General features: G+C 57.5%; 21 protein-coding genes and 1 pseudogene. 10 read left to right on the top strand and 12 right to left on the bottom strand.

Annotated elements, in window-relative coordinates:
• Positions 1–4 precede the first annotated feature (4 nt).
• The 6 genes from trbK-alt to NHF56_RS02965 all read left to right on the top strand — a co-directional run bounded on the left by trbK-alt (position 5) and on the right by NHF56_RS02965 (position 4,679).
• On the top strand, positions 5–274 hold the full coding sequence (trbK-alt, locus tag NHF56_RS02990; RefSeq protein ID WP_252804815.1) for a putative entry exclusion protein TrbK-alt: 270 nt from the start codon (positions 5–7) through the stop codon (positions 272–274).
• Positions 275–281: 7 nt separating this feature from the next.
• Positions 282–1,595, top strand: coding sequence for a P-type conjugative transfer protein TrbL (gene trbL, locus NHF56_RS02985; RefSeq protein ID WP_252801447.1), 1,314 nt, complete (start codon positions 282–284; stop codon positions 1,593–1,595).
• Positions 1,595–2,278, top strand: a complete 684-nt coding sequence (gene trbF, locus NHF56_RS02980; protein WP_252801445.1) for a conjugal transfer protein TrbF — start codon at positions 1,595–1,597, stop codon at positions 2,276–2,278. The genes trbL and trbF overlap by 1 nt, the downstream gene beginning before the upstream one ends.
• Positions 2,275–3,258: a P-type conjugative transfer protein TrbG gene (gene trbG, locus NHF56_RS02975; protein ID WP_252801443.1), complete on the top strand. Its 984-nt coding sequence runs from the start codon at positions 2,275–2,277 to the stop codon at positions 3,256–3,258. The genes trbF and trbG overlap by 4 nt, the downstream gene beginning before the upstream one ends.
• A 65-nt stretch (positions 3,259–3,323) precedes the next feature.
• The gene (locus NHF56_RS02970; protein WP_252804813.1) at positions 3,324–4,436 is read left to right on the top strand and encodes a TrbI/VirB10 family protein; all 1,113 of its coding nucleotides are present in this window, start codon (positions 3,324–3,326) and stop codon (positions 4,434–4,436) included.
• Between the two features lie 3 nt (positions 4,437–4,439).
• Entirely contained in the window at positions 4,440–4,679 is a 240-nt protein-coding gene (locus tag NHF56_RS02965) for a DUF2274 domain-containing protein (RefSeq protein ID WP_252801441.1), read from the top strand.
• Here NHF56_RS02965 and NHF56_RS02960 read toward each other — a convergent pair.
• From NHF56_RS02960 to NHF56_RS02925, 8 genes are all read right to left on the bottom strand, one after another.
• Positions 4,666–5,601, bottom strand: coding sequence for a LysR substrate-binding domain-containing protein (locus tag NHF56_RS02960; RefSeq protein ID WP_252801439.1), 936 nt, complete (start codon positions 5,599–5,601; stop codon positions 4,666–4,668). The two genes, NHF56_RS02965 and NHF56_RS02960, sit on opposite strands and share 14 nt — an antisense overlap.
• 167 nt (positions 5,602–5,768) lie before the next feature.
• Positions 5,769–6,398, bottom strand: coding sequence for a hypothetical protein (locus NHF56_RS02955; RefSeq protein WP_252801437.1), 630 nt, complete (start codon positions 6,396–6,398; stop codon positions 5,769–5,771).
• A 28-nt stretch (positions 6,399–6,426) separates the two neighbouring features.
• Positions 6,427–6,711, bottom strand: a complete 285-nt coding sequence (locus NHF56_RS02950) for a BMC domain-containing protein (RefSeq protein ID WP_252801435.1) — start codon at positions 6,709–6,711, stop codon at positions 6,427–6,429.
• A gap of 37 nt (positions 6,712–6,748) precedes the next feature.
• A complete protein-coding gene (locus NHF56_RS02945) occupies positions 6,749–6,985 on the bottom strand; it encodes a EutN/CcmL family microcompartment protein (RefSeq protein WP_252801433.1) in 237 nt (78 codons plus the stop codon).
• Positions 6,982–7,482, bottom strand: a complete 501-nt coding sequence (locus NHF56_RS02940) for a hypothetical protein (protein WP_252801431.1) — start codon at positions 7,480–7,482, stop codon at positions 6,982–6,984. Before NHF56_RS02940 ends, NHF56_RS02945 begins: the two co-directional genes overlap by 4 nt.
• Positions 7,482–8,093, bottom strand: a complete 612-nt coding sequence (locus NHF56_RS02935; protein ID WP_252801429.1) for a BMC domain-containing protein — start codon at positions 8,091–8,093, stop codon at positions 7,482–7,484. Before NHF56_RS02935 ends, NHF56_RS02940 begins: the two co-directional genes overlap by 1 nt.
• 7 nt (positions 8,094–8,100) lie before the next feature.
• Positions 8,101–9,636: an aldehyde dehydrogenase family protein gene (locus tag NHF56_RS02930; protein WP_252801427.1), complete on the bottom strand. Its 1,536-nt coding sequence runs from the start codon at positions 9,634–9,636 to the stop codon at positions 8,101–8,103.
• 16 nt (positions 9,637–9,652) lie between these two features.
• The gene (locus NHF56_RS02925; RefSeq protein WP_252801425.1) at positions 9,653–10,930 is read right to left on the bottom strand and encodes an aspartate aminotransferase family protein; all 1,278 of its coding nucleotides are present in this window, start codon (positions 10,928–10,930) and stop codon (positions 9,653–9,655) included.
• A gap of 250 nt (positions 10,931–11,180) precedes the next feature.
• Here NHF56_RS02925 and NHF56_RS02920 point away from each other — a divergent pair, with 250 nt between their 5' ends.
• Complete coding sequence (locus tag NHF56_RS02920; protein WP_252801423.1) at positions 11,181–11,936, top strand: DeoR/GlpR family DNA-binding transcription regulator; 756 nt, start codon at positions 11,181–11,183, stop codon at positions 11,934–11,936.
• Positions 11,937–12,024: 88 nt separating this feature from the next.
• On the opposite strand, the gene NHF56_RS02915 is transcribed toward NHF56_RS02920, so the two are convergent.
• The 3 genes from NHF56_RS02915 to NHF56_RS02905 form a co-directional block, all read right to left on the bottom strand.
• Entirely contained in the window at positions 12,025–13,032 is a 1,008-nt protein-coding gene (locus NHF56_RS02915) for a phosphotransferase enzyme family protein (protein ID WP_252801421.1), read from the bottom strand.
• Positions 13,033–13,259: 227 nt separating this feature from the next.
• The gene (locus NHF56_RS02910; RefSeq protein WP_252801419.1) at positions 13,260–14,072 is read right to left on the bottom strand and encodes an alpha/beta fold hydrolase; all 813 of its coding nucleotides are present in this window, start codon (positions 14,070–14,072) and stop codon (positions 13,260–13,262) included.
• A gap of 10 nt (positions 14,073–14,082) precedes the next feature.
• Positions 14,083–15,507: an APC family permease gene (locus tag NHF56_RS02905; protein WP_252801417.1), complete on the bottom strand. Its 1,425-nt coding sequence runs from the start codon at positions 15,505–15,507 to the stop codon at positions 14,083–14,085.
• 232 nt (positions 15,508–15,739) lie between these two features.
• Here NHF56_RS02905 and NHF56_RS02900 point away from each other — a divergent pair, with 232 nt between their 5' ends.
• The 3 genes and pseudogenes from NHF56_RS02900 to NHF56_RS20915 form a co-directional block, all read left to right on the top strand.
• On the top strand, positions 15,740–16,756 hold the full coding sequence (locus NHF56_RS02900; RefSeq protein WP_252801415.1) for an AraC family transcriptional regulator: 1,017 nt from the start codon (positions 15,740–15,742) through the stop codon (positions 16,754–16,756).
• A gap of 243 nt (positions 16,757–16,999) precedes the next feature.
• Positions 17,000–17,311: a hypothetical protein gene (locus NHF56_RS02895; RefSeq protein ID WP_252801413.1), complete on the top strand. Its 312-nt coding sequence runs from the start codon at positions 17,000–17,002 to the stop codon at positions 17,309–17,311.
• Positions 17,229–18,269 (top strand): annotated as a pseudogene (locus tag NHF56_RS20915) (recombinase family protein); the annotation flags it as partial. The gene NHF56_RS02895 and the pseudogene NHF56_RS20915, both read left to right, overlap by 83 nt.
• A gap of 54 nt (positions 18,270–18,323) precedes the next feature.
• Here the strand turns inward: NHF56_RS20915 and NHF56_RS20910 are convergent.
• A complete protein-coding gene (locus tag NHF56_RS20910; protein ID WP_306431134.1) occupies positions 18,324–18,509 on the bottom strand; it encodes a hypothetical protein in 186 nt (61 codons plus the stop codon).
• Positions 18,510–18,675: the final 166 nt, after the last annotated feature.

The raw sequence follows: 18,675 nt of genomic DNA, 5'->3' as shown, positions 1-18,675 counted from the left end.
TGAGATGGACGGCAAGACCCTCGCACGCATCGGCGCCATCGTCTTCGTCGCGGTCGCCATCACGGCGACCGTGCTCGAAGTGACCCGCGAACCGAAGCCACAATCAAACGCCATTTCCGCACCGGCGCCAGCCGGCCTGTCGAATGACGATCCGGCGCGCACGGAACTCCGGCGCTGCCAGCAGCTCGGCGAGGCGGCAACCCGCGACCGGGATTGTCTCGCGGCCTGGTCGGAGAACCGGCAGCGCTTCCTCGGCACCGAAACGGAAAGGTAAGAGGGCCATGGGCGATACCGGCGTCATCGACCATTTCCTGCAAGTCTTCACCGCCTACATCGATTCCGGCTTCGGCCTGCTCGGTGGCGAGGTGGCGTTCATCGCGACGACCCTGATCGTCATCGACGTGACGCTGGCGGCGCTGTTCTGGTCCTGGGGCGCGGACGACGACATCATCGCGCGTTTGGTCAAGAAGACGCTCTTCGTCGGCGCCTTCGCCTATATCATCTCCAACTGGAACAACCTCGCCCGCATCATCTTCGAGAGCTTCGCTGGCCTCGGTCTTCTGGCAAGCGGCACCGGGTTTTCCGCGTCCGATCTTCTGCGGCCGGGCAAGGTGGCCGAGACCGGGCTCGAAGCCGGCCGGCCATTGCTGGAATCCATCTCCGACCTGATGGGCTACTGGGCCTTTTTCGAGAATTTCATCCAGATCGCGTGCCTGCTGTTCGCCTGGGTGCTGGTCCTCCTCGCCTTCTTCATCCTCGCCATTCAGCTTTTTGTTACGCTGATCGAGTTCAAGCTGACGACGCTCGCAGGCTTCGTGCTCATTCCTTTTGGTCTCTTCGGCAAATCGGCCTTCATGGCCGAGCGCGTGCTCGGTCATGTCATTTCCTCCGGCATCAAGGTGCTGGTGCTCGCCGTCATCATCGGCATCGGCTCGACCCTGTTCTCCGAATTCACAGGCGGTTTCGGCGGCGACCAGCCGACCATCGACGAGGCCATGGCCATCGTCCTCGCGGCACTCTCGCTTCTTGGCCTCGGCATCTTCGGGCCGGGCATCGCCGGCGGCATCGTCTCCGGCGGCCCGCAGCTGGGTGCCGGGTCCGCCGTCGGAACCAGTCTTGCCGCGGGAGGCATGATGGTAGCCGGTGGTGCCCTTGCTTCAAGAGGTGGATCCGCAGCACTCACAGCCGGTTCTGGAGCGGCCCGAGGCAGCGCCGCTCTGGCAGGTGGTGCGGCAACATCCTATTCGCTCGCCTCTGCTGGACAATCAGGAGTCCCCGGTGTCGCAGGCGGTATCGGCGGTGTCGCGAAGGCAGCAGGCGGAGCCATAACATCGCCGCTTCGCCGTGCCGCTACCGGCATGAAGCAGAGCTATGCCGATGGTGGACGCGCCGCCATCGAAGCCGCTGGAGGCTCCGTCAATAACAGCTCTCCCGTTGCGACTGCCGGCACCCAAGCCGACATGCCCACCTGGGCGCACCGCATGAAACGCGCCCAGCGCGTCAGCCACGGTGCCTCCGCCGCCGCTCATTCCATCCGTTCCGGAGACGCCCATGGCGGCGGCTCCACAATCGATCTCTCAGAAGGTGACCGCTAATGTTCAAACGACCAGCAGCCCATTACGGCAGGACGCCGGAACCCGAGACCCCCTATCAGAAGGCCGCGCAGGTCTGGGACGAGCGCATCGGTTCTGCCCGTGTGCAGGCCAAGAACTGGCGGCTCATGGCCTTCGGCTGCCTGATCCTGACGACCGGCTTTGCATCGGCACTCGTCTGGCAATCGACCCGCGGCACGGTGGTGCCCTGGGTGGTTCAGGTCGACGCGCGCGGCGAGGCGCAGGCGGTTGCGCCGGCCGCGACCGACTATGAACCGACCGACCCGCAGCTCGCCTTCCACCTCGCCCGATTCATCGAGAACGTCCGGGCCATTCCTGCCGATCCGATCATCGTACGCCAGAACTGGCTCCGCGCCTACGACTTCACCACCGACCATGGAGCATCGGCGCTCAACGACTATGCTCGTGCCAACGATCCCTTCACCAAGGTCGGCAAGCAACAAGTGGCCGTCGAGGTCTCGAGCGTTATTCGCGCGTCGCCGAATAGCTTCCGCGTCGCCTGGACGGAGCGCCACTATGAGAACGGTCAGTTGTCCGTGACAGAGCGCTGGACCGCGATCCTGACGATCGTCATCCAGCCGCCGCGCAACGCCGAACGCCTGCGCAAGAACCCGCTCGGCATCTACGTCAACGCCATCAACTGGTCCAAGGAGCTCGGACAATGATAGTGCCGTTTTCTCATAAAGCCGGAGGGGCGGTTTTTTATAAAGCCTCTTTTGTGGTTCTCCTGCTTTCCGTATCCGCACTGTCCGGCTGCGCCACCTTCAAGCCCCCGGAAATCAGCTACGACAGCGACGTACCGCCATTGCCCCCGGTGCCGGCGGCGGTAACCGAAGAAAATCCAAAACCGCTTCACGTTCCCCCGGCATGGATACCCGCTCATGGTGGCAAAAAAGCTGACACGTCGACCGGTCGGGTCGAAAACGCCAATGCCGCCGCCCGGATCGAACCAAGGCGCGAGGGGTATTTCAACGCCATCCAGATCTATCCCTGGAGCGAGGGCGCGCTCTATCAGGTCTATGCCGCGCCGGGCCAGATCACCAACATCGCGCTCGAACCCGGCGAGAGCCTGACCGGCGGCGGACCGATCGCCGCCGGCGATACCGCGCGCTGGATCATCGGCAGTACCGAAAGCGGCAACGGCACTGCGCGCCGCGTCCATATCCTCGTCAAGCCGACACGCCCCGACATCACGACCAACCTCGTCATCAGCACGGATCGGCGTGTCTATATGCTCGAACTGCGCGCCGGCGAAGAGCCTTACATGCCCGCCGTCGCCTGGGCCTATCCGGCACGGACGACCGCACAGCGGCGGGCCACACCCGTCCGGCCAACGATACCAGCCATAAACGCGCGCCATTACCGCTACGGCCTGACCGGCGACACCCCGCCCTGGCGGCCGGTCTCCGTCTTCGACGACGGACGCCATGTCTACATCCAGTTCCCGCGCGGCATCGTTCAGGGCGAAATGCCGCCTCTCTTCGTGATCGGCTCCGACGGCGAAGCACAAATCGTCAACAGCCGTATTTATCAAAACATCCTGATTGTCGACCGTGTCTTCGCGGCCGCCGAACTACGTCTCGGCAGCGGCAGAAAGCAGCAGGTCGTGAGGATCGTCAGAACCGATGGGAGGCCAAAGCCGTGAATCCTAATAAAAGTGGATCACAGGACGTGAAGAAACGGGATTCTTCGACCGATGCGGCAACCGCGATGCGACTGCGCGCCAAACCGCCACAGGTCACCCGCTTGTCGCGGAAAGCGCTGGCTACAGCCGGTCTGGTCGTCTCGCTCGCAATAGGAGGTGCTTTGATCTATGCGCTCCGGCCGGCGGACCGGGATTCCGGTGGAGAAGAGCTTTATACGACGGACAACCGACGCACGGCCGATGGCCTCGAAAACCTCCCACGCGACTATACCGGCCCGATACTCGGCCCGCCCCTGCCCGGCGATCTCGGCCGGCCTATCCTCGACGCGCAGCAAAAGGGAAAACCGGTTGCGCCGCCGGTCATTGCAACGCCCGCCACCGACCCCGAGGAACAACGCCGTCTCGCCGAAGCGGAAGCAGCGCGGACCAGCCGCGTCTTCTTCCAGACTGGCGCGGTCGCTCAGAACACGCCCGCTAATGCCGCGGCTCCGGGCTCGTTCGGTCTCGATCTCGCCGGACAGGCGGCTGCCACCACCTCCCAGGATCGCCAACACGCGTTCCTCAATGCGGCAGCCGACCGGCAAACCGTCGCGCCTGATCGCGTCGCGCCGCCTGCCTCTCCCTATGTCCTCCAGGCCGGATCGGTGATTCCCGCCGCGCTCATCACCGGTATTCGGTCCGACCTGCCCGGTCTCATAACCGCCCAGGTCACACAGCACATCTACGACAGCCCGTCAGGCCAAATTCTGCTCATTCCTCAGGGCACACGGATCATCGGCGAATATTCCAACGATGTCGGCTTCGGCCAGCGTCGTGTGCTGCTCGTCTGGAACCGTCTGATCTTCCCAAACGGTCGCTCCATCGTCCTCGAACGTCAGCCAGGCGCCGACACTGAAGGCTATGCCGGCCTGGAAGACGGTGTCGATCATCACTGGTGGGATCTGGCAAAGGCCGCAGGCTTGTCGACGCTGCTAGCGGTCGGCGCTGAATTGACGATGGATGATGACGACCGCCTGGTCCAGGCGATCCGCGAGGGCGCGCAGGATACGATCAACGACGCGGGACAGCAGATCATCCAGCGCCAATTGCAAGTTTCGCCCACACTGACGATCCGACCCGGATTCCCGATGCGCGTCATCGTCACCCGCGATCTCGTCCTCGAACCCTATCGAGGCTGAACCATGACCACGAAACTGAAGCTCTCCACTATTCCCGACGACAAGCCCGTCAAACTTACCGTCGAGCTGCCTGCCGATATCCATCGCGATCTCGTCGCCTACGCCGAGGTAATGGCCCGCGAAACCGGTGACGCCGCACCGGAGCCGGCCCGGCTGATCGCGCCGATGCTGCAACGATTCATGGCGACCGATCGCGTGTTCGCACGCCTGCGGAAATCGAACCGGTCGCCTAATCAGAACTGACTTGGCGTGGCAGCCAATCCGAATTGCCGCGCCGCACCCTTCCCGCCAGAACGTGCGCGGTGCTGACCAGGCAGCGCAGCGCCGGATTGTCGTTCTCGGCAAGCCAGATCGCACTGAAACGCAGAACATCCCTGGGATCGGACAAAGGGCGGAGAATAAGATCCGGAAACTTCACGTCTGTCCAAGCGGAAGACGTTGCCGTAATCCCCTGCCCCAGACTGACCAGATTCATCAAGGTTTCGAAACAGGCGCAACGAATTTCGACCTTTGGCAATGGCGCATGTTCCGCAAGTCTATGGGCGATGTAGTCATGCAATTCCGGCCCAATCGCATGACAACTGGTGATGAACTCTTCTTCGCAAAGATCCGGCCAATCAAGTTTAGCCTTACCCGCCAACCTGTGTCCCTTGCAAAGAGCAATATGTATCTGCTCACACCATAACTCCGCGCATTCGCAGTTTCGGACCGGGGTCGAACATGGCAGAAATACAATATCGAGGTCCCGAGCGCGTAAGGAAGCGACATGCTCATCACGTCCACCGTCGCGAAGATCAACCCGCACCTTTGGATATTCGCGTTGATAAGACATAATAAGACGACGAAGAAACCCTCCAGCAAGTGAGGTCAATAGACCCACACGAATGGCACCAGATTCGGTACGGCCAGCGGCGCAGGCTGATCGTCGAGCCTGATCCAGTTGCTGCAGTGCAGGCCGCACGTCTTCCAGAAAACGCCTTCCCGCATTGGTAAGCCGGACACCTGTATTGCTTCGCTCAAAAAGCGAAACACCAAGCCTGTCCTCCAGCCGCATGAGGGACCGGCTGATGCAAGACTGCCCGATGCCAAGCGCCTCAGCCGCCTGTCTCAGGCTTCCATTCTCAGCGGCGGCTACGAAATAGCGGATTTCTGAAAGTTGGGGCACAATCGATTTTCCACCGATTTAAGAACATCCGGTATTGGTGCAATAGGTGCGTTTTTTCTGGAAGCGCTTAATACAATTTTGGTCAAGCTGTCGCGACCCTTGACCTATTGCCGATCCTGCGAGCTTCGCCCTAGATAATTCAACCGCATTGCAATCGCGATATAATTTTACTTTGCCCTGCCCTTCACAGCCTGCAGACATGCCGTAATCGCGTCTCTGGCCTCCTCCATATCCGAGGTCGTGCCAGACATGAAAATGCGACCCGTTGCCCCCATCATCTGCACGTCGTTGATTGCGGCATTGGGTGCCGCCCGTTCGGCTTCATTAGCGGCGACGCAGGCAAAAAGCGCCGGCTGCATTTCATAGATGAGTAGAGATACGCCGGGAACCAGAATGGAGGCATCGCGCGAGCGGTTGAGAATGATCGCATGCTGGTCGGACAGGTCTTCGATGATATCATGAAACAGTGTTTCCGGCGTCAACTGATCTTCAGGCTTGGCGCCGATCCCCTTGAGGATCGCCTGCCCTGCCTTATCCAGATCGTCCATATTGTCGGCATGCAGCTCAAGCAGGCCGAAATTGCGCTCGGTGAACAAAATCCCCGGTTCCAGATCGGGACGTTCCTTGAGCGCCAAATCGACGATACGATGAATGGAGAGCGCCGGGGCCACTTCGATAATCAGACTGTGCTGACCACGAAATGGGGGATAGCCCCGGGCGCGTGTGGGCGTGGCGAGGTAGGCCGCAAATTGTGGCTGCAGATCACGGACCGGCAAATACACACGGAGTTGAGTCATTATTTCGGCCTTCTTGCCTGTTGGATACTTACTTCAGCTTGGCAGCTTCGAAATACTTGCCGAGGTCTTCATGTGGACGCGGGATCACATGGACCGAGACAACTTCGCCGACATTGCTGGCAGCTTCCGCGCCGGCTTCGGACGCGCTCTTGACCGCGCCGACATCGCCCTTGACGATGACGGACACGAGGCCGCCGCCAACTTCATTTTTGCCAACGATTTCAACGTTCGCAGCCTTGACCATAGCGTCGGCAGCGGTCATCGCGGCGACGTAGCCTTTAGTTTCAATCATACCAATAGCTTGATTAGCCATTTCAGTTCTCCTTCATTAGGGTTTGGGCGTCGCCCGGTTACTTGCCATCGATGGAGCCGATGATCAGCGCATCGATGGGTGCCTTGATCTCAGTGAAATGGCCGGCAGCAACCGAGCCTTGTGTAATCAAGACGTCTTCTCCCACAGCGCAACCGAGCGGATCAAAAGCGATGATCTTGTTGCCTGCGACCTCCACTTCGAGAAGGGCGCCTTTGGGAAGAGATTTGATATGCCTGGATGACCAGACCTGACCTGTAACTTTGCCTTGGATCATGCCGCTTTCCTTTCGATGCGTATGTTCAGGCGCCGCAGTTCATCACGCGCCAGGGGCGTCAGACGCGCGGTATGGCCAAGCATTACGACCCGCGTTCCTTCCGGAAGGTTGTCGACGTCCCTCTCGGTCATCAGGTTCTTGCCAAACTCCTGACGCGCGGACGGCTGCGGTGCCTTCTGCTGAACCGGGACCGGCGAAGCCACGGGCTCAAATTTCGGAACCGGCGGGGCGTGATACTGGACTGAAGGGGCATAGTGCTGCGCCGGTGGATGACCGCAGGCGCCAAGTGAAAACGTATGCCTGCCGCTCATGATATCGTTGTATTTCTGGGGGTCCCGACCGAGATCCAGAATGCGTTTCACAAATGCATTGAGATCACCGTCGCCGTAGAAATCGACCCGCTCATGAACAGTCTTCTGACTGCCACCCAGGCTGCTCTTGAGCGCCTGGATTTCCTCAGAGAGGATCTGACGGATCATGGAACGGATATCGTCCATCAATTCGCCCCCGCCGCACGCAGCGCCGATTCAGCGGCATTGCGCGCATTTCTCACTTCGGCTTCATCACCGGCCAGATAGAGACGGCCATTGGGGCCGATCATCCGATAGTCGATGACTTTGATATTGGCCTCCTTCTCCGCCTCGTTGCAGGCGAGCATGGCATAGGAAGCCGATTGGCATTCCAGCAGGTAAAGGCTGTCGCCGCCAAGGATCATCGAGCCCATGCGATTACGGTTCATCAGAAAGGCATGCTGATCATCGACACGGGTCACGATCTTGGAGGCCAGGATCTTTGGCGGCGCAACGTCTTCGATCCTCGCATCGAGGGCCTGCAACACAGCGTCTGCCGCAGCCTGCACCTCTGAGGTGGATCTGGAGTGAAATTCCAATGTGCCGAACTGCCGCTCGACGACGAGAAGGCCGGCTTTCACATCCGCGCTCTTGAGAGCAATATCGGTCAGCGCTTCGATGTCGAGACCCGGTGCGATTTCGACAATCTGCGCCGCCATTCTGGCGCGCGGCAGGCTGCCGCGCATCCACGTCGCCACGTAAGCGAGCGTTTGTGGCTGAAGCTGATCGATGAAGATAAAAGAACGTAAATCGGGCATTATGACCTCAAGCAACTAGAATTGCTTTAAGCTCTTCCTGGATGAGCTTGCGCAGTTCGGCCCGCACGTCCTGGCCATCCTCTGGCGCGGAAACTGTGCTGACGGGGAAGGTATGGATGGATGGTGTGGGAGGTGGCAGCGTATCGCGCTCGAGGCCCTCGAAAACCCCGAAAGGTTCCGACGCCGAGCTGTTATAGGCGATACGCGCCAAGTTGATGAAATTGTCAGGCTTGAGGTTTTCGCCAACCGAAGACCCGCCCGCAAACCCGGTTCCGATCGTCATGCTGGGGCCAAGGTTGGTTTCAAAACCGGAAGCACCAAGTGAGCAACCCACATTGACGACGATACGCAGTGCCGGAACGGCATTGGCGTAAGCCAATATACGGCGTTCATCCGTGGAGTGAATGACGGCGGAATGCCCCTTGCCGGATTTGCGCATCACCGATCGCGCAGCCGCCAGGCCCTGATGGAAGTCGGCAACGCGGCCAAAAGCGAGGACCGGGCAGAGCTTTTCACGAACCAGCGGTTCCTCAGGCTGGATCAGATCGACAGGCGCCACCAGGATCTCAGCATTTTGCGCGCGGAAGCCCGCCGCCTCGGCAATCACACTGGCGTCCTTGCCGATCATTTCGACGTTGAAGCCCTTCTCTGTGAAGAGCAGCTTGCGCAGAGCCTTAACCTCATCCGGCTTGCAGATATGGGCCTTGGCCTGCTTGAGTTGCTGCAACAGCCGGTCGGCTACCGATTCAAAGGCAAGAATGGTACTTTCGTTGGTACATAGAACCGAATTGTCGAAGCCCTTGGAGCCGACAATATATTGCGCCGTCTTGCGCAGATCGCAGGTGTCGTCCACCAGCACCGGCGCATTGCCGGAACCAACGCCAATGGCCGGATTGCCGGAACGGTAGGCCGCCTTGACGACCGCGGGACCGCCGGTTGCAACGATCAGGTCCACCTCATCGCTCTTCATGAAGTGGTCGATCAGCGGAATGGTTGGCTCTTCGACGATCTGGATCAGGCCGGGAGGCGCACCAGCTGCCTGGGCGGCAACCGACAGGGTGCGCACGGCGTCGGCGCAAACCTTCTTTGCACCCGGATGCGGCGATACGATGATCGCATTGCGGGTGAGTATAGCGAGAATGGTCTTGAAGTAGACCGTCGCCACGGGGTTGGTAACAGGCGTCAGCGCGAACACGACACCTGCTGGCCGCGCAAGCTCGACCGTCTTCTTCGCATGATCGATCCGCGGGGTTACGAAATCGAGATCAGCGTATTTGTCATAGATACCGCGCGAGCAACCCTGGTTCTTGATGATCTTGTGCTCGACGCGTCCATATCCCGTTTCACGGACCGCACGCTCGGCATATTCTCCCGCCTTCGCGAAAGCCGCATCTGCCATCGCTTTGACGATAGCTTTGACGATTTGTGCGTCGGTTTTGGAAAATCGGTCCACCGCCCAGCGCGCGGTATTCAGCATTTGCCCGGCGCGCGCAGCGGCAACATCGGGCGTCAGCATTCTTGGTGCAGAATTCTGTTCTGGCATAATCAAATCTCCCGCCTTAGTTCCGCGACGCCTTTGCCAGCCTCTGGCGCAGCAGAGGCATGGCTGCATTGAAGCGATCTAAAATTTCCTGACACAAAGGCGCATCAAGCAGGACGCCTGGTTTGAATTGCAGGACGCGCTTGTCGAGTGACGAGAAAATCGCCCAGATGCCGTTTTCATAGAGCGCGCGTGAGGCGTAGACGGCGCCTTCGGGATGCTCGAACTCAAGTCCGAGAATGACACCCTTCTGGCGAATACCGCCAAAAATGTCGCTGTTCCGGGACTGTATTTCGGCCAACCCTTCAGCGAAGAACTGTGCCACGGCATGTACATTGACAACGACTTCGGGCCGTTGCAGCATTTCAAGAACCTTGAGACCGACAACGCAGCCAAGCTCGGAGCCGCCGGCAGTGGTGATGTGCGCTGCGCCGTCTTCGCGCTGCCATGCAGCGCAGCGTTCGGTCATGCAGGCAACGCTTATCGGATAGATGCCCCCGCTTATGCCCTTTGCCGAAACGAAGATATCCGGCTGAATGCCGTAGGCCTGCCAGCCCCACATGTGGCCGGTGCGCATCAGCCCCGTCTGCACTTCATCGGCGATATACATCACATCATATTTGCGGCAGAGGTCTACACAGCCGCGCAGATATTCGACCGAAGGCATCGGAAACCCATAGGTCGCCGGAATGGTTTCGAGGATGAAGGCAGCCACATCGCCCTTTTTCAGTTCCGCTTCGAGTGCGCCGAGATCGCGGAACGGCACCTGCGTGAATTCCTCGGGGCGGTCTGCGAGGAAGATCTTACTGAACCGGGCATCGCCTGTGGCAACGGAAAGCCCGGAATGGCCGTGATAGCCCTTGATGATGGAAACGATCCGGCGGCGCTTGGTTGCATAGCGCGCGCTCTTGATTGCCAGCTCGACGGCTTCGGCACCGCCGGCGCCGAAAACGCAGAAGTCCATGCCGGGTGCAGTCTTCAGGAATTCCTCGGCGAAGGCCGTGCGGGCCGCCGAGGGAAACCAGTGATTGCCGATATCGAAGTGATCAAGCGCCAGTTTCAGCGTTTCGACGAGTTCGGGATGACGATGGCCGAAATTGAACGTTCCGCCATTGATGTGCAGATCGATAAGCCGGCGGCCTTCGATATCGTAGAGATAATAGCCCTGCCGCTTGTCGATAACGAGGTCGATGCCCTCGCCGCGCCAGAAATCCACCTTGCCGGGATTCCAGAACGCTCTCGCCTTGGCGTAGAGCTGCTCCTTGTCCTCGAATGAGAATGCGCTGTAATCGAACATGAATACTTTCCTTTGACTGACTTCCAACATACATGTTTTTAAGTCGGGCACAAGTAGGAAAATTCAGAAGCACGATTTCACCCAAAACTGGATAATTTTCGCGAATTTTGAAGAAAATGTTGAATTTCGGTCACTTTTGTAGTTGTGATTTGCCACACGCAGATGTGTGACTTGCAACACAACGGTGCGGCTTGCGATCTGTTGCGGTTATGCAGTAAATCTCCAGAAACGGCGTGTCCCGGGGGAACCAATGGACAAAATTGAACGGCAAACAACAATCATAGAAGACCTCAGCCGTGAGCCGGCGCTTCGCGTGAACGAGCTGGCACGGCGTTATGACGTTTCATCGGAAACAATCAGGCGGGATCTGTCGGCACTCACCGACCGCGGCCTGATCAACAGGACCTATGGCGGCGCGCTACGCATCATTTCTCACGAACCGGCGGTCAGCGAGCGCGAACACATCCAGGTTGCCGAGCGCGAGCTAATTGCACGGATGGCGGTAGACGTCGTCGAGCCCAGCGACGTGCTGATGATTGGCGGCGGCATCACAACGCGCTACTTCGCCAAGGCTTTGGCGCTGTTCAAAGGTCCGCTCACGGTGGTCACGCCTTCGTTCCACGTCGCGCTTGCATTGGGGACATGCGACAATATCTCGGTTCATATGCTGCCCGGCGAGGTCAATGGCCACGAGGGTCTTGTCCAGGGAGCGGACACGATCGAGGCGCTCAGCCGCTATCGTGCGACAAAGGCATTTCTCGGTGCATCCGGCCTTTCTGAGGAGGGCCCCAGTGATGCGGCTATTCCAGCAGGCCGGCTTTACCAGACCATGATGGAGAGGGCGCTCCATACATATGTTCTGGCCGATAGCAGCAAGTTCAACAAGGAGGCTCTGTTCTGTTACGCACGCTGGCAGGCCAATGTCTCGGTGATAACGGACACAAGCCCCGAAAGCGAACTTGATGCAGTGCTGAAAAAGGCCGGCACGGCCCTAGTGCTGCCGTAAGACATCCAAAGCGGATAAAGCAGATGGCTCAGATCAACGAACACGCCGTATGACTTTCCGCGCGCCCTCACAGTCCCGAAAACCTTGTTCATCCCCGCATGCTTTCCAGATATTCCTTGGCGAGACGTACCGTGTTTTTGCAGAAATCGCCCGAAAGCTCTTTGACGACCTCCACTTCCGGGTGGGTGCCCATCCAGGCGAGCAGAGCCACACGGCGCAACATCACAAAAGTATCCAACTCGTCGTAGTCGGCGTTCGGAAGATTCCGCACTTTGCGGTATCCCTTGACCCAGGCTTCTTTCAAAGCCGGAACTTGGGGATGTTCTTCCATAAACGATATGCCGGCGGCAAAATCATAAAGATACCAGCCCAACCCACAGTCATCGAAATCAATGACATAAGTGGTATCGCCGTCGATCAGGAGGTTAGCTAGGCGCATATCCGCGTGGATCAGTCCAAAACGGCCCTTGCTGCGACCGAAAGCATCGAGCCTGTGCTTGATGACCAGCTCAAGCTCTTCAAGCACCTCGCCGTCTTGGGTGCCAACATTCGGCCCATTGCGCCAATCACCCCAAGTCGCATCTGGTCCAAATACGGTTTCGGTCGTCCACTGCATTCGCTCGAAGTCGTTAGGCCTTTCCCATTCCAGGGAATGATTATGGGTATGGGCCGCCATTTCACCCAAGTGCTCGAAAAGCCCGATCAGATCTTCGTCCGGGTTAGGCTCCTTGCCTTCGACGAATTCGAACATCACCATGTAACGTGGAGCGAAACCGGCGCCCATTTCCAATATCTGGATAGGGTCACCATTCCTCCCCACAAGATAATTCGGCGTCTGGACGGAACCTTCCTCCCGCAGGGCTTTTGCCCATGCCAATTCGCATTCGATTGCGCGATGTGTGTGATAGTTTTCACGATGCACGCGCAGAACATTGCGTTTGCCGTTCGGAGAGCGAACCAGGTAGGTCGCATTTTCCGATATGTTGATCAGATGCGCCCGGGAGCCCGAGGGTAGCGCCCACAGCACAAGAGCCTGATTAATCAACTCGTCCGCCGGGGCCTGCTCGTCTTGAACATCGAAAGCTATATTGGTCATGTACGTCACTCGATTATCGTTATAAACTCTACTGGAGGTTCAGCACCTCAGCGGTATCACCTGCCGCGAGGCCAAATGCCAAACTTCCGCCGCTGAACCGCACCGCTTCCCGCGCAACCTGGCCCACATTGGAACCGAACAAGTGCCGCAAAACCTGTCCAAAGATCCGTTGTGAGCCGTATGTATGGATCGAAAGGCACTTAAGAACGCCTCGCTCGAGAAGCGGTTCAGCGATGTCTTCCGACAAATTCCGCTATCTGCAAGGCAGTCCGTTCCGATTTCTCCCAATTCGGAGAATGGCCGACATCCGGGTTGAGCAGGATTTCTGCATTGGGCAATATGTCCGCAAGTTGCCTTTGCGCGTCCTCAACGAAGATTTCATCCTTCGTCCCTCCAAGCACAAGTGTCGGTGTTACAAGCGAATGTAGCGCCATGCCGTCAAAGTCGGCGGGTCGATAATCTATCAACCCCTTGACCGCGGCTTCCCAAACATGCGTGGGAAGCTGACTGCTTTCCTTGACGATATCCTCCATCGACATGGAGGCGTCGACTGGACCAACACAGGTGCCTCCCTGAAACTCCCAAACAAAGTCGGAAGGAACCGGGTCCGCGAATTCAAGCGCTTCTTCGTGGACACTTCGAAGCACAGGATTGTCGGCAGTAATCGCACTTCCGATCAGGACAAGGCTGGAAACCCTGTCCGGATCGCTAAGCGCAATACTCTGCGCGACAAAGCTTCCCATGGAATGCCCCACGATTGCCGCTCGTTCGATGCCCATCAGATTCATAAATTTCACGACATTGGCAGCATATCCCGGTATTGAGTAGGCCTGCTTTGGCTTCGAGGATCTGCCGTGACCCAAGAGAGTTGGCGCATAAGCTGCGAACTTCTGTGGCAGGTAGTCCAGAACCCCTTTGAACGAATACCAGCTGTCAGCATACCCGTGGATCAGGATGATCGGCTGGTCTCCATTTGGCCGACGCACATATTCCATGACGTTCCCATCAGGCAGTACCACCTGCTCAAGATCGTAATGCATGGTCCGCTCCTTACTCACCGACTTGCGATGCCAAGGAATTGGTAGCGTCCGTCTCGACCTGCGAAGACCGCCACCAGCCGATTACCCCGAGGATTACGATAGCGAGCGGGACCAGCCAAACCCTCCATGATTCATCTCCTGTCAGAAGTGAGAGGTTGGAGAGAGCGATCAACGTAAAGCCACCAAGCCCTGCAATAGCGAGGATGGGAGAAAGACGGCTTTGCCACAAGGTCGCGCCGCGCTGATCGGCATTGAAGAAGCGCAAAATAGCAAAGCAGACCAATATTTGGACGATGAGAATGCTAAGCGCCGCTGCCGCCGCCAGCCAAGAGTAGAGGATCGTGTAGGGATCCAGGCTGAGGACTGCCGAAATACCCACGAAGACGACCGCCACAACGGTATAGGAATGGCTTGCAAACTTGGGCGACCGATGCACCGGATGGGCATTACCAAGCGCCTTCGGCAGTAAACCGTCGCGGCCCAGCGCAAAGAGATAACGGCTGATCGTGTTCTGAAATGACAGAGCCGCAGCGAACAGGCTGGTGATGAGCAAGGCCGTCATCGCAACCTTGAGCCAGTTGCCGACCCGAGCGCCGGCAGTGTTCATAAATAAATCTGAGAGATCGCCGTTGGCGACCTCCTTGATGCTGGACGGCCCATATGCAACGACCATGCACCAGGCCGAGAAGGCGTAGAAGATCGTTATTGCGATAACCGCCACATAGGTTGCTGCCGGGATCGTGCGACGAGGATTCTTGGCCTCCTCGGCGAAAATGACGGTCGCCTCGAAGCCGATAAACGATGCCACGGCGAACAACAGACTAATGCCCAGACCGGTTGAGAACACTGCACCCGGCGTAAAGGACGCAAACGAAATGCCCTCAGGGCCGCCACCTTGCAGGAGGATTGCAATATCCAGGATAAGCAGGACCGCAACCTCGCCAAGCATGCAGATACCAAGCACCTTCCCAGAGAACTCAATGTGCCGTGTGGCGAAGAAGTCAACCACGATCATACAGACACCCGCCCATGCCCACCACGGTAGGCTCAAGCCAGCAGATTCCCCGATACCCGACATGACGATGCCGATGAATGCATAAACAGCGATCTGAATTTCGACATAGGTGAGCAAGGTGATTGCACCGGCTGCACCTCCCCACGATTTTCCCAGTCCTTTAGACACAAAGACATAAAATGCTCCAGCGCTACCGACGTGACGGCTCATGGCTGTAAAACCAGCGGCAAAGATCAAATAGACAAGGCCAGCCATGATGTAGGCAGCTGGAGCGCCAGCACCGTTACCAATTCCGAAAGCCAGCGGTGCTGCCCCCACCACGGCAGTGAGCGGGGCAGCCGCAGCAACAACAAAGAAAACTATGCTCGCCATGCCGAGCGCTTCGGGCTTGAGGCCCACCTGAGTTGATTTATCCGACATTTAAATATGTCCCCCTTTAGAGATAAACAAAATCTGCCCAATCCAAAGAAAACATGCTTGACAAAGTCGGACGCGGTTTTTGACAGTTTTTGCCAAAAGATTGCGTTAATGCTTCAGTTTTGTGATATTTTTGCGATGTCCACATACAAGGACCGTAACCACTGGTGAGGGTATCAAATTGGAACCAGCTCGCAGCAGGCCACCTCAGCCTCCAACCGTAGGCCATATGGGCATGGTTCACGCAGGTGTCACAATTGGCTTTGACGAAATCGTGAGGCGACATGGCGGTGATCCTGCACGAGTCATCGAATCGTCAGGATTGCAGCACAGAATTCAACCCGTGATGCAAACCTCCGAAATCACACTGTCTGCCTTCTCGTCGCTGTTGCGCGCAGCTGCGGCAGAAACTAAGCGACCGACCTTCAGCATCGAATTCGCTGAAGCTTTCGATCCAAGGTCCTTCGGAGCGATTGGCTACCTGTTCGAACTCGCTCCGGACATGGGTACTGCGTTGAAGGATTTCTGCGCGGCCTTTGAACTCCTACAAGAAAACACTGAAATTGGAGTCGAGACACACGGCGACTTGGCGCGCATAACATACTCGGTCCGGTCGGGAACGCCGGAAGAGAAGAGCCCAGACGCTGAATTCTCGGTGACAATGCTTGGTGCTGCAATCCGAGGCGGCGGCAGCATTTCTGACGTATGCCGTATCGATCTTGAACACCAACCCAATTGGGAACGAGACGCAGTTCCTGCTTGGCTCGGAACGGATTTTCGACCCAATTCGACCCGCAACGCTATCTATGTAAAACGGAATTCTTTGGACCGTCCGGGTAGGTTCAAAGACGCTTATCTCTACGGGATTTTTGCAGAACGCGTATTCGACGATCTTCGGCACATGGGCTCGAGGAACGACATCGTGAGTATGGTCGTAGAGTTGTTGAAGCATGCAGGCAGCTCTGGTGACTTCGAAAAAGTCACTGCACCTTATGTCGCGCGTCAACTCGGCATAAGTGCACGCACACTGCACAGACAGCTCGCTGCGCATGGAGCGAAATTTCGCGAACTGAAAAACTCGGTGCTGCTAGATAGCGCAAGGCTTCTTTTGTCCGATAATCGATATTCTGTGACGGAGGCCGCCTTTGTTTTGGGCTTCAGCGAGACAAGTGCATTTTCGCGAGCCTTTCGCGAACTTTCAGGCCTATCGCCGGCGCAGTTCAAAAAAAACCAAACCCGCTGCTGCAAATGAACACTTAATAATGAGCTCAATGGCCTATTTTTGAAATCAATTGCTGGATCGTTGATCTGAACCGCTCAATTCTCGACAGCGAAAGCCAAATTGCACCGACCGTAATGGAACCTCACCCGAACGCGAAACCACATCCAAGTGTGCGAATGTCAGATAAGCCCGACCGATTTGCACGCCGCAATTTCTTTCTACGCGATTTGGCAAACGGTCGCCTTTATTGTCTGAGGGTGTTGGCGCAGATTCGTGGGTATGGACAATCCCGATGGCCAATATCAAGATATCGAAGTGAATAGAGCAAGCACGAACGAACGTCGTGCTGGTGTCCCAAGTCAGGTGCGTCCAGTTCTCTCTTCTGAGTCAAACAGTTGCTGTGAAACCCAACCGCCCAGATATAAGAACTTGCCTGTCGTTGTCGATGATGCAATTCTGAAAATCGCGCGGGCGCTTGCACGTCAGGCTGCCAGAAAAGACCATGCGCGCCAACAAGCCGGGAGCGCATATTATGTCGAAACGCGCCGCAATCTACGCAAGATTCTCGACCGATCTACAAAATGAACGATCTGTTGAGGACCAGATTACACTTTGCCGAAAACATGCAGAACAGCACGACCTCACCGTCGTTGCGACATACGAAGACAAAGCGCGCTCCGGCGCTTCGGTCTTCGGTAGAGATGGTTTGCTGCGCCTCATGGATGCGGCCCGCGATGAGGCATTTGACGTCGTTGTTATAGAAGCCCTCGACAGGCTATCGCGTGACATGGAGGATTTGGCTGGTATTCACAAACGCCTTTCGTTCATGAATATCGAAATTCGCGCGGTACATGATGGCGTTGCAAACACTGTTCTTGTTGGCCTCAGAGGTTTGGTCGGCCAACTGTATCGCGAAGACAACGCGCATAAGGTTCGTCGCGGACAGGCCGGACGTGTCGGTCAGGGTCTCGCCGCGGGAGGCATTACCTACGGTTATGCCGCGGTTCCAGGCGAACCGGGTAAGCGACAAATCGTGGAAGAAGAGGCGGAAGCGGTCCGCCGTATTTTCAAAGAGTATGTGGCCGGCCGAACACCCCGCGACATCGCACGCGATCTGAATCGGGATAGCATTCCAGCACCACGTGGATCGAATTGGAACGCCTCAACGATCAACGGCAATTTGCAGCGCGGCACCGGTATCTTGCAAAATGAACTCTACGGCGGTCGACTTGTCTGGAACAAGGTTCGAATGGTGAAAGACCCTGACACCGGCCGCCGGGTATCTCGTCCCAACCCGAAGGCAGAGTGGCAATCGGTCGATGTCCCCGAACTGGCAATTATTGACCAAGAACTTTTTCAGCAAGTTCAGGCACGCAAACGTGAACGTAGTCTGGATCTGCCACATCATCATCGCAGACCCCGGCATATGCTGTCTGGGCTCCTGCGCTGCGGAGCTTGCGGTTCGGGGATGTCGACCAACGGCAAAGACAAATCCGGACGCATTCGAATTCGCTGCTCTGCCGCGACCGAAAGCGGTTCATGTCCCGACCCGAAAACCTTTTACCTCGAAACAGTGGAAGCCACAGTTCTAGATGGACTACGAGCCGAGCTGCAAAGCCCCAAGGTCCTTGCCGAATATGTGAAAACCTATCATGAAGAGCGCAAGCGTTTGTCCGCCGAGGCGAATTCCAATCGTGTTCGGCTGGAACGCAAAGCTGATCAACTCAAGAATGAAATCGACCGGCTTGTGGATCATCTCGCGAAAGGCGTTGGCGACCCGCATGTACTGGGACCCCGGTCAACTGAACTCCACCATCAGCGCGAGGAAATCCTCGCAAAACTGGCTGAAGTGCCGCCACCAGTCGACGTAGTGACGCTACATCCTGCTATTCTGAAGCGCTATGAACAACAGCTTGAGTCCCTTCAGACAGCGCTTAGTGAAGGGGTAC

Source organism: Rhizobium sp. L1K21, from assembly GCF_024055895.1.
Taxonomy (GTDB): Bacteria; Pseudomonadota; Alphaproteobacteria; order Rhizobiales; family Rhizobiaceae; genus Ensifer_A.
Note: the sequence above shows the minus strand (reverse complement) of the source record. Positions and strands in the feature narration are given on the sequence as shown.